9 protein-coding genes are annotated in these 11,814 nt (G+C 47.5%); 7 read left to right on the plus strand and 2 right to left on the minus strand.

Annotated elements, in window-relative coordinates; translation table 11 throughout:
• The first annotated feature begins 76 nt into the window (after nt 1-76).
• The 5 genes from ERX55_RS00210 (at nt 77) to ERX55_RS00225 (ending at nt 6,323) form a co-directional block, all read left to right on the plus strand.
• Nucleotides 77-1,600 carry a glycine betaine uptake BCCT transporter gene (locus tag ERX55_RS00210; protein WP_133450575.1) on the plus strand — a complete coding sequence of 508 codons (1,524 nt, stop codon included), beginning with the start codon at nt 77-79 and terminating at the stop codon, nt 1,598-1,600.
• A 69-nt stretch (nt 1,601-1,669) separates the two neighbouring features.
• Nucleotides 1,670-2,065 carry a potassium transporter TrkG gene (locus ERX55_RS11590; RefSeq protein WP_279512541.1) on the plus strand — a complete coding sequence of 132 codons (396 nt, stop codon included), beginning with the start codon at nt 1,670-1,672 and terminating at the stop codon, nt 2,063-2,065.
• Entirely contained in the window at nt 2,062-3,000 is a 939-nt protein-coding gene (locus ERX55_RS00215) for a TrkH family potassium uptake protein (RefSeq protein ID WP_279512542.1), read from the plus strand. Before ERX55_RS11590 ends, ERX55_RS00215 begins: the two co-directional genes overlap by 4 nt.
• Nucleotides 3,001-3,140: 140 nt before the next feature.
• Entirely contained in the window at nt 3,141-5,846 is a 2,706-nt protein-coding gene (acnA, locus tag ERX55_RS00220; RefSeq protein WP_133450576.1) for an aconitate hydratase AcnA, read from the plus strand.
• 57 nt (nt 5,847-5,903) lie between these two features.
• Complete coding sequence (locus tag ERX55_RS00225; protein WP_133450577.1) at nt 5,904-6,323, plus strand: acyl-CoA thioesterase; 420 nt, start codon at nt 5,904-5,906, stop codon at nt 6,321-6,323.
• A gap of 27 nt (nt 6,324-6,350) precedes the next feature.
• Here ERX55_RS00225 and ERX55_RS00230 read toward each other — a convergent pair whose 3' ends face one another.
• Together ERX55_RS00230 and plsY are read right to left on the minus strand one after the other, a co-directional pair.
• Complete coding sequence (locus ERX55_RS00230; RefSeq protein WP_133450578.1) at nt 6,351-6,629, minus strand: HesB/YadR/YfhF family protein; 279 nt, start codon at nt 6,627-6,629, stop codon at nt 6,351-6,353.
• Nucleotides 6,630-6,633: 4 nt separating this feature from the next.
• The gene (gene plsY, locus ERX55_RS00235) at nt 6,634-7,215 is read right to left on the minus strand and encodes a glycerol-3-phosphate 1-O-acyltransferase PlsY (RefSeq protein ID WP_133450579.1); all 582 of its coding nucleotides are present in this window, start codon (nt 7,213-7,215) and stop codon (nt 6,634-6,636) included.
• A gap of 197 nt (nt 7,216-7,412) precedes the next feature.
• On the opposite strand from plsY, the gene parE reads away from it, so the two are divergent.
• The gene (parE, locus tag ERX55_RS00240) at nt 7,413-9,422 is read left to right on the plus strand and encodes a DNA topoisomerase IV subunit B (protein ID WP_243721416.1); all 2,010 of its coding nucleotides are present in this window, start codon (nt 7,413-7,415) and stop codon (nt 9,420-9,422) included.
• The gene (parC, locus tag ERX55_RS00245) at nt 9,422-11,812 is read left to right on the plus strand and encodes a DNA topoisomerase IV subunit A (protein WP_133450581.1); all 2,391 of its coding nucleotides are present in this window, start codon (nt 9,422-9,424) and stop codon (nt 11,810-11,812) included. The genes parE and parC overlap by 1 nt, the downstream gene beginning before the upstream one ends.
• The last annotated feature ends 2 nt before the right edge of the window (nt 11,813-11,814 follow it).

Below are 11,814 nucleotides of genomic sequence, written 5' to 3' on the forward strand. Positions count from 1 at the left end.
CCGTGCAAAGTTGAAAGTTTACTCTAAGTGCGTTATGATGTACATTGCTTTTATACTAGAGTAAAGGAGATGCAAAATGGAAAAAGCTAAAATTACCAAAGTATTTTATATCTCAATGGTGCTTGTACTGATCACGGTGCTGCTCGGGGCCATCTGGCCGGCGCATTTTGAGAAGGTGACAGGTCACATCAACAATCTGATCTCGAAGGAATTTAGCTGGTACTATGTCATCATTTCGACAGTTATGGTCATCTTCTGCGTGTTCCTCATTCTGAGTCCGATCGGCAAACTGAAGCTGGGCAAACCGTCAGATCAGCCTGAGTTCAGCCTGGTTTCATGGTTTGCGATGCTATTCAGTGCCGGCATGGGTATTGGACTGGTCTTCTACGGAGCTGCCGAACCACTCAGTCACTTCTTGACGCCACCTACTGCCGAAAGCGGTACAGATCAGGCGTTCAGAGATTCTCTCAGAATGACGTTCTTCCACTGGGGCTTCCATGCGTGGGCCATTTATGGGGTTGTTGCACTTGGACTTGCTTATTTTCAGTTCCGAAAAGGAGAGCCGGGGCTTATATCACGGACGCTACGTCCTATTTTCGGACAACATGTTGAAGGTGTATTAGGTACTATCATTGATGTACTTGCGGTATTTGCGACAATTGTAGGTGTTGCAGTTTCCTTAGGGATGGGTGCTCAGCAGATCAATGGTGGATTACATTATCTTTTCAACGTGCCGAATACCTTCGGCGTGAAAGTGATCATCGTCATTATAGTGACAGTTCTGTTCCTGATGAGTGCATGGTCAGGCTTATCTAAAGGGATTCAGTATTTGAGTAACTTAAACATCTTTTTCGCGGCACTGCTGCTCTTCGCAGTTCTCTTTGTCGGGCCGACGATTCTGATCATGAATATGTTCTCCACGTCTATCGGTAACCTGCTGCAGAATTTCATCTCTATGAGTTTCGATGCAGCACCGCTTAATGCAACGAAACGGGAATGGATGAGTTCGTGGACCATCTATTACTGGGGCTGGTGGATGAGCTGGAGCCCGTTCGTCGGCATCTTTATTGCCCGTGTCTCTAAGGGCCGTTCGATCAGAGAATTTCTTTTAGGGGTCCTGCTTGTGCCGTCACTGTTAAGCTTCTTCTGGTTCAGTGTCTTCGGTACTACCGCAATAGAAGCCGTCAAGAAAATCCCGGCCATCGGTAAGATGTCGGTTGAGACGCAGTTATTCGGGATTTTCCACGAGATGCCGCTCGGTATCGGCTTATCGATTCTCGCGTTACTGCTGATCGGTACGTTCTTCATCACCTCTGCGGATTCCGCGACTTTTGTCCTGGGTATGCAGTCTACACACGGTTCATTGAATCCGCCGAATACAGTGAAAGTCATCTGGGGAATCTCCCAATCTCTTATCGCACTTGTACTGATCTATGCAGGCGGTTTAAATGCCTTGCAGAGTGCCGCTATCATTGTGGCCTTCCCGTTCTCGTTCATTCTGATCGGTATGATGGTGTCCTTGTACAAGGATGCGAATAAAGAAAGATTATATCTCGGTCTGACCTTGAAACCGGACAAACGTTTCAGGAAAAAGGATTAAATGAAAGACGAATCGGTCGATTCGTCTTTTTTCTATTGATTAATTTCTGTTTTAACAGATAATAGATGAGTGAGGAGGGGGGCCGTTATCAAAAAGAAATCCAATCCCTATACGATTATTCTGCTATCTTTTCTGATCACACTATGTTTCGGTACATTGCTACTGGCACTGCCTATCGCACAGAAGCACCCGGTGCCATTGATTGGTCATTTCTTTATCGCGACAAGCGCCTTTACAGTGACAGGACTTGCGACAATAGACATTACAGCGGACTACACTTATTTCGGTCTGACGGTCATCATGCTGCTCATTCAGGTCGGTGGACTCGGTATTGTCACACTCGGGATGGTCATCTTTATCCTGATCGGCAGAAAGGTCGGTCTGAAGAACCGCTTCCTGATTACTGAGGCGCTCAATCAGACGAGCATCGCGGCATCTTACGTCTCGTCAAATTTGTCCTCTTGATCAGTCTTGGCTTTGAATTCGCCGGCACGCTGCTGCTCGCGCTTAAGTGGATTCCCGCCTATGGGTTCTGGAACGGCTTATATCGCAGTCTGTTCACGTCCATCAGTGCCTTTAACAACGCAGGATTTGCACTGCATAGTGACAATATGATGTCACATCGCACAAATCCGGTCATCAACTTCATCGTGACATCACTCATCATCATGGGCGGACTGGGCTTTACGGTCTATATCGACCTCTTCAAGAAGAAATCTTTCCAGGCCCTGCGCGTGCATACGAAAATCATGCTGATCGGAACACTCCTTGTCAACTTCTTCGCGACTGCCGTGATTTTTCTGCTGGAGATTCATAACCAGAAGACCTTAGGCGGTTATCACTGGTTTGATCAGCTCCAGATGGCTTATTTTCAGGCTGTGACGACAAGGACTGCCGGCTTTAATTCCATCGACATCGGAGCGATGAATACGGATTCCCTGCTGCTGATGATGCTCCTGATGTTCATCGGCGGAGGCTCCACTTCGGTTGCCGGAGGGATTAAGCTGACAACAGCAGCCATGATTATTTTTGGTACCATCAGCTATATCAGAGGGCGGGAGGAAATCAACATTTTCGAACGCGCAATTGAAATGAAGTTCTTGCTGAGAAGCTTTGCGATTGTGGTTCTCAGTTCCACGCTTATATTTGTGATCACTTTTTTACTCGTCCAGGTTGAACCCGACCTGCCTTTTCTGCCGCTCTTCTTTGAAGTGGTATCAGCCTTCGGGACTGTCGGACTGACGATGGGTATTACTGCGAAGCTGTCTGTTGCCGGCAAACTGTTGATCATCCTGATGATGATGATAGGTAAAATCGGGGTCCTGACCATCGTCTTCACTTTCTCAAAACCGAAGAAACAACTCTATCATTACCCTAAACAGGATATACTGACGGGTTAAAAAACGCCGAACAGGCTTTTTTTTTATAAGCAAAACTTATGATTTATTATTGGTTATTCAAAATCAGAGTCTGTTTACTTCTTTTTGGCAATTGATTAAAATGATAGTGAAAGGGCTTTTAATTAATAGGGGGGAATCATATGAATTCAAATCTTCAGCAGTCATCGAAGCAGACATTTGAATTGAACGGCAAGACATACACATTTTACAGCTTAAAATCACTTGAAGAACTCGGACTCGGTGAAATCAGTCAATTACCTTATTCTATCCGTGTGTTACTGGAATCAGTCCTGCGACAGTTTGACGGACGAGTGATTACAGAGGACCACATCAAGCATTTAGCAAAATGGAGTAAAAAAAATGATCCGAATGCAGAAGTGCCTTTTAAGCCGTCGCGTGTCATTCTGCAGGATTTCACAGGGGTACCTGCTGTCGTTGATTTAGCTTCACTGCGTAAAGCGATGGATGATGTCGGTGGCGACGTCACAAAGATCAATCCGGAAGTACCGGTTGACCTTGTTATCGACCATTCCGTACAGGTCGATCAATACGGGAACGAGTCAGCCCTTAAACGCAATGTCGAACTTGAGTTCGCTCGTAATAAAGAGCGCTACCAGTTCCTGAACTGGGCTACGAAAGCATTTGATAATTATCGTGCAGTGCCGCCTGCAACAGGTATCGTCCACCAGGTGAACTTAGAATACTTAGCGAATGTGGTTCATGTAAGAGAAATCAACGGTGAGCAGGTCGCGTTCCCGGATACACTGGTCGGTACTGACTCTCATACAACGATGATCAATGGTATCGGTGTGCTCGGCTGGGGCGTCGGCGGTATTGAAGCGGAAGCGGGTATGCTCGGCCAGCCTTCGTACTTCCCGATTCCGGAAGTCGTCGGGGTCAAACTGACAGGTGAACTGCCTGAAGGAGCGACAGCGACAGACCTGGCTCTTCGTGTGACGCAGGAACTCCGCAAAAAAGGGGTAGTAGGTAAATTTGTTGAATTCTTCGGACCGGGGGTTGAAAAATTGCCGCTCGCTGACCGTGCAACAATTGCCAATATGGCGCCTGAGTACGGTGCAACTTGTGGTTTCTTCCCGGTTGATGAAGAATCTCTTGCATATCTACGTCTGACAGGCCGTGACGACCAGCATATTCAGGTGGTTAAAGAGTATTTAGTGCGTAATGATATGTTCTTCACTGTCGATAAGCCGGAACCGACTTATACCGATATCGTCAACCTTGACTTATCAACAATTGAAGCTTCTCTATCAGGTCCTAAACGTCCACAGGACTTGATCAAGCTGAGCGACATGAAAAAAGAGTTCGTGCAATCTGTCACAGCACCTGCCGGTAACCAGGGACATGGCTTTGATGACTCTGAGTTTGATAAGAAAGCTGTCATCAGCTTTGCCGACGGTCATCAAGGGGAGATCAAGACAGGTGATATCGCGATTGCGGCGATTACGTCTTGTACGAATACGTCCAACCCTTACGTCATGCTCGGCGCAGGACTCGTCGCGAAGAAAGCTGTCGAAAAGGGGCTGCATGTGCCGGAGTATGTGAAGACTTCACTTGCGCCGGGTTCTAAGGTGGTTACAGGCTACCTGGAAGCAAGCGGACTTCAGGATTATTTAGATCAGTTAGGCTTCAACACTGTCGGCTACGGCTGTACGACATGTATCGGTAACTCAGGACCTTTATTGCCTGAAATAGAGGAAGCGATTTCGCGTGAAGATCTTCTCGTGACATCCGTCTTATCGGGTAACCGTAACTTTGAAGGACGTATTCATCCGCTTGTTAAAGCGAACTATTTAGCCTCTCCGCAGCTTGTTGTCGCATATGCGCTTGCCGGTACAGTCAATATCGACCTGCAGAACGACCCGCTCGGTAAAGGGGCTGATGGTCAGGACGTCTACCTGAAAGATATCTGGCCGACTATCGAGGAAGTCAAAAATACGGTTCACTCAGTCGTAACGCCGGAATTATTCCGTAAAGAATATGAATCCGTCTTTGATTCAAACAGCCTGTGGAATGCGATTGAATCTACAGACCAGCCATTATATGACTTTGATCCGAATTCAACCTACATCCAGAATCCGACGTTCTTCCAGAACTTATCGAAGGAACCTGGCATCATTCAGCCGCTTAAAGATTTACGCGTAATGGGTAAGTTCGGTGATTCAGTGACAACTGACCATATCTCACCAGCCGGCGCCATCGGTAAAGATACACCAGCCGGCCTGTATCTGAAAAACCACGGTGTTGATATCCGTGACTTCAACTCTTATGGTTCACGTCGTGGTAACCATGAAGTGATGATGCGCGGTACATTCGCCAATATCCGTATCAAGAACCAGATCGCCCCGGGCACAGAAGGCGGCTTTACAACTTACTGGCCGACCGGCGAAGTGATGCCGATTTTTGATGCTGCGATGAAGTATGCAGCTGACGGCACCGGACTCGCTGTACTGGCGGGCCATGACTACGGTATGGGCTCATCACGTGACTGGGCAGCTAAAGGAACCAATCTTTTAGGCGTTAAGACAGTCATCGCACAGAGTTATGAGCGTATTCACCGCTCGAACCTTGTCATGATGGGTGTGCTGCCGCTTCAGTTCATGCAAGGCGAATCGGCAGAGTCGTTAGGCCTGACTGGCCGCGAAGCGATTTCAGTGGATATCCATGAAGGCATCCGTCCTCGGGATATTGTTAAAGTGACAGCTGTTAAAGAAGACGGCTCTCAAGTGACATTTGATGCGCTTGCACGCTTCGATTCAGAAGTCGAGATCGATTATTATCGTCATGGTGGCATTCTCCAAATGGTGCTCCGTAATAAACTGGCTTAATGCAAAACCGGCTGAATAGCCGGTTTTTTTGATATAATGGAGCGAAGGAGTGAGAATATGTTTATGACAGAGACAGAAATAACAGTCAGATATGCTGAAACAGACAAGATGGGTGTGGTCTATCATGCCAATTATCTGATATGGTGTGAAGTCGCGCGGACGGATTTCATAGAAAAGGCAGGGTTTCATTATGCGGATATGGAAGCGGCAGGGATTATTTCACCGGTCATCAATATCAACTTAAACTACAAACAGTCTGTGACCTATCCGGAGAAGGTCATTGTCAAGAGCTGGATTGAGTCCTACAGCAAGCTCAGAACGATTTACGGCTATGAAATCGTTAACGCGGCGGGAGTGGTGGTCGCAGATGGTACCTCGACGCATGTCCTTCTGAAAAGAGGATCGGACAGACCTGTCAGACTTGACCGCTATTTTCCGGAGTGGCATGACAAATACATAGAGCTTTCCGAGCGATAAAAAATACCACGTCCAGAGGACGTGGTATTACTTTGTATATATGACTTCGTCGTTCTGCACGGTCACATGCAGTGTATCATCTTCAAAATACCAGATATCTTTAGCATCAACGAAGTACGTGATGCCGTTAATCGTTTCGTTATAACTGTCAGCGGGTAATGGCTCAACAGTGAAGCCGATGCCAAAGCCTTGCTTCAGCTGGAATTCCCCCCCGTATCTCGGATAGAACTTGACCGCCATGTCATCTGACAGATTAAGTTCCTCTTTGAACCAGGTTTGTGCGTTTTCGTCTAAAATGATTTTCATTTTATCACATCCATTTAATTTTTGGCTCTTCGTGATTCATTATACGACCGATGTTGGCTTTATGTCTAACAATAACAATCACCATGATAACAAAGGAGATACCGGTAATGATCCAGTCGCCGAAAGGAACGGCGGCAATAAAATTAATGATGCTGGCAAGTATACTTGCCAGTGAGACATACTTAAATGCATAGAGGACACTGAAAAAAGCGACAGCCGTCAATGTGAACAGCACAGGGTTCACTGCGAGAACGACGCCCGCTGATGTCGCGACAGCCTTGCCGCCTTTAAATTTCAGGAAGATGGAGAATACATGTCCTAAAACCGCGAAGAGACCGACAATGATGCCGTGCACTTCACTATGGAACAGGACGGGCAGCAGGGCACCGAAAATGCCTTTTGCCATATCAAGCAGTGTCACCACGATACCGGCATTGCGACCGAGTACGCGGAATGTATTGGTAGCGCCCAGATTGCCGCTGCCGAAGTTTCTGATATCTTTATGAAAAAATATTTTACCGATCAGTAGGCCGGGCGATAGGCTGCCGACGAGATAAGCAATTAAACACATCCATATAATAGTCATTCAAGCACTCCTTTTAATAGCAGGTACTAATAGTTTACCATATCACTTGATTATCGATAAGTAGCTATTATCAATTTTATTTAACTAATATAAATTTATTATGTAAACTAATATAAAACTTGATTTTTTAATTAAAATGTAGAAGAATAATGATTGTATGAAAAAATAACGAACATATGTTTGCGGGAGGGTCCGATTTGGTACAAAACACTCAATATAATGATGAATCCATTCAGGTGCTTGAAGGCCTTGAGGCTGTAAGAAAACGACCGGGTATGTATATCGGTTCGACTGACAGCCGGGGATTACATCATCTCGTCTATGAAATATTAGATAACTCTATAGATGAAGCACTGAACGGCCATGGTTCAGCGATAGATGTCACGCTGAATAAAGACGGCAGCGTGACGGTCGCAGATAATGGACGCGGTATGCCGACCGGTCTGCATAAGACAGGTAAACCGACGCCGGAGGTCATTTTCACTGTCCTGCATGCAGGCGGTAAGTTCGGCCAGGGCGGCTATAAGACGAGCGGCGGTTTGCACGGTGTCGGTGCCTCAGTCGTCAATGCCCTGAGTTCATGGCTGAAAGTCACGATCTACAACAACGGTAAGATTCATGAACAGCGTTTTGAAGAGGGCGGCCGGCCGGTGACGACACTCGAGGAAGTGGGGACGACGAGACGCACGGGCACGACCGTCACCTTCATGCCGGATTCTAAGATTTTCAAGCAGACCGTCCATTTTAATTATGACACACTGGCTGAACGGCTCAGAGAATCGGCATTCCTCTTACAGAACCTGAAGATCACGTTGACGGATAAACGAAGCGAGGAGAAGCAGGATGTCTTTCATTTTGAGGAGGGGCTGAAAGCATTTGTCGCCTTCGTCAACGAGGGGAAGGAGACGCTGCACGATGTCGTCATGTTCAAGGGTGAGTCAGCTGGTATTGAAGTAGAGGCTGCTTTTCAGTATAACGACCAGTACAGTGAGACCATTCTGTCCTTTGTCAACAATGTCCGTACAAAGGACGGCGGGACACATGAAGTCGGCATGAAGACCGCATTTACCCGTGTCTTCAACGAATATGCCCGTAAGACCGGGGAACTGAAGCAGAAGGATAAGAACCTCGACGGCAATGATATCCGTGAAGGCATGACTGCCGTCATATCGGTCAAGATTCCTGAAGAGCTCCTGCAGTTTGAAGGACAGACGAAATCGAAGCTCGGTACCAGTGAGGCACGGAGCGCTGTGGACAATGTGATTGCTGATCAGCTGCCTTACTTCCTGGAGGAAAACGGGAAATTATCGCAGAGTCTTGTCAAAAAAGCCGTCAAAGCATCACAGGCACGTGAAGCTGCCCGTAAGGCGCGTGAAGAGGCCCGTAATGGCAAGAAGAAGCGCAAGGAGACACTCTTATCAGGTAAGCTCACGCCTGCTCAGAGCAAGAATACAGAGAAAAATGAACTCTATCTTGTGGAGGGTGATTCTGCCGGCGGTTCAGCTAAACAAGGTCGTGACCGTAAGTTTCAGGCGATTCTGCCTTTAAGAGGGAAAGTCATCAATACGGAGAAAGCGAAGCTTGAAGATATTTTCAAGAACGAAGAAATCAATACGATCATCCATACCATCGGCGCCGGCGTAGGTAATGATTTCAACTTGAAAGACAGCAACTACAATAAAGTCATTATTATGACGGATGCTGATACGGACGGAGCCCATATCCAGGTGCTGCTGCTGACGTTCTTCTTCAACTATATGCGCCCGATGCTGGAAGCAGGACGAGTCTACATCGCGCTGCCGCCTTTATATAAAGTCTCTAAGGGAAAAGGAAAGAAAGAAGTCATTGAGTATGCCTGGACAGATGATGAGCTCATGGCAGTCCAGAAGAAAGTCGGGAAAGGCTTTACACTGCAGCGGTACAAAGGTCTAGGAGAAATGAACCCTGACCAACTATGGGAGACCACCATGAATCCGGAGACACGGACGCTGATCCGTGTGCAGATCAATGATGAGGTGAGAAGCGCGAAACGACTGACGACCCTGATGGGTGATAAGGTTGAACCGCGTCGGGACTGGATTGAACGCCACGTTGAATTCGGTATGCAGGAAGATGTCGGCATCCTGGAGAATGATGAAGTGCAGCTGATGAAAGAAGAAGAGGATATCCATGTGATAGAAGATGTCGAGTTAGGAGATGAAGCTTAATGGCTGAACAGATACAGATACTGCCGCTTGAAGATGTCATTGGCGACCGCTTTGCACGCTACAGTAAATATATTATTCAGGACCGGGCGATACCGGATGTGCGCGACGGTCTGAAGCCGGTGCAACGTCGTATCCTGTTTGCGATGCATCAGGAAGGCAATACATTTGATAAGAACTTCAGAAAAAGTGCGAAGACTGTCGGTAATGTGATCGGTAACTACCATCCGCATGGTGATACATCAGTCTATGACGCAATGGTCCGTATGAGTCAGGACTGGAAGCTCCGCCACGTGCTGGTTGAGATGCACGGCAATAACGGGAGTATCGATAATGATCCACCGGCAGCGATGCGTTATACAGAAGCCAAGTTATCGAAGTTAGCCGATCTTCTGCTGAAGGATATTCAGTATCAGACCGTGGACTATGTCCAGAACTTTGATGATACAGCAATGGAACCTGTCGTTCTCCCGGCTAAATATCCGAACCTTCTGGTCAACGGCTCAACGGGTATTTCAGCGGGCTACGCGACAGATATCCCGTCCCATAACCTGAAAGAAGTGATAGATGCCACACTTTTAGTGATGGATAACGAAAACGTAGATTTAGACCGTATCATGGCGGTCATGCCGGGTCCTGATTTCGCGACCGGGGGCATCATCCAAGGGAAAGCGGGAATCAGACAGGCCTATGAGACAGGTAAAGGGAAAATCGTGGTCCGGGGCAAGGTGGCGATTGAAGCACTGCGCGGCGGTCGCAGTCAGATCATCGTCTCTGAGATTCCTTATGAAGTCAATAAAGGTGTGCTGGTCAAACGGATCGATGAACTCCGTGCGGATAAGAAGGTTGACGGTATACTGGAAGTCCGGGATGAGACAGACCGCGAAGGACTGAGAATTGCAATCGAGCTAAAAAAAGAGGCCAACGCAGAAGGTATTCTGAATTACCTGTATAAGAACACAGAACTGCAGATCAACTATAATTTCAATATGGTCGCTATCAGTGACCGCCGGCCTAAACAGCTCGGTGTACGTGAGATGCTGAACAGCTATATTCGACATCAGTATGAAGTGGTGACGAGACGCAGTGACTATCAGCTTCAGCAGGCACAGCGCCGCATGCATATCGTTGAAGGGTTGATCAAGACTGTTTCTATTCTGGACGATGTCATTGCGGTCATCAGAAAGTCTGCCCATAAACAGGATGCAAAACAGAATCTCGTCGACTCATTTGACTTCACGATGGAACAGGCAGAAGCCATTGTCAGCCTTCAGCTGTACCGCCTGACCAATACGGATATCGTGGCGCTTGAGAAGGAGCATGACCAGCTGAAAGCACAGATCAAGGAGCTTGCAGAGATTCTCGCAAATCCTAAAAAGCTGAAGCAGGTCATCAGAAAAGAACTGAAACAGGTGCAGAAGGAATACGGTGAGCCTCGTCTCAGCCAGATTGAGGAGAAAGTAGCCGAGCTGAAAATCTCCAAGGACATCACGGTACCGAATGAAGAGGTAATGGTCAGCATCACCCGCGACGGTTATATCAAGCGGACTTCACTGAGAAGTTACGGCGCGAGTGATCTGAGTGAGGTGGGTGTTAAAGAGGGCGACGCACTTCATATTCATACGCAGACCAACCTGCAGCATACGCTTCTCATCTTTACCTCGCAGGGTCACTACCTTTACGTTCCGGTCGTTAATCTGCCTGATGTGAAGTGGAAAGACCTGGGGACTCATATCTCGCAGATCGTGCCGCTTAAAGAGCAGGACCGCGTCCTTAACCTGGTGGCAGTGGAATCATTCGATGAGCGCTTTGTGGTGACGGCGACTCGTCACGGTATGATTAAGAAGACGCCGCTTAAAGATTATCAGACATCACGGTTTACCCGTCCGATTGTCGGTATAAAGCTGAAGGCAGATGATGAAGTCATCTACAGCGATGTGGTTAATGATGGCACGGTCGTAGTTGTGACACAGAATGGCTATGCACTGAACTATGCGTTAGCTGAGGTCAGTGAGCAGGGCTTGAAGGCAGCGGGTGTTAAATCGATTAATCTGAAGGATGATGAAGTGACGGCGACCATGATGCTGACGGACGGCGATCTGCTGATTGCGACGCAGCGCGGGGCCGTGAAGCGGATGAAGATGAACTTCGAAGTCGCTAAGAGAGCAAACAGAGGGCTTCTCTTGCTCAAGGAACTTAAAACCAATCCTCACCGTATTGTCGCAGCAGCGATAGTCCAGCCTGAAGCGCACTTCCATCTGTTATCAGACACCGGTCAGACGGTCAGTCAGCCAGTGAAATCCATCCGTCTGACAGAACGCTATACCAACGGCAGCTTTGTCGTCGATGAAAGCGACTTCGGCAAAGTCCTGGACATGTTTATTACGGAATAATA

The sequence above is a fragment of the Macrococcus bovicus genome (genome assembly GCF_004359575.1).
Taxonomy (GTDB): domain Bacteria; phylum Bacillota; class Bacilli; order Staphylococcales; family Staphylococcaceae; genus Macrococcus; species Macrococcus bovicus.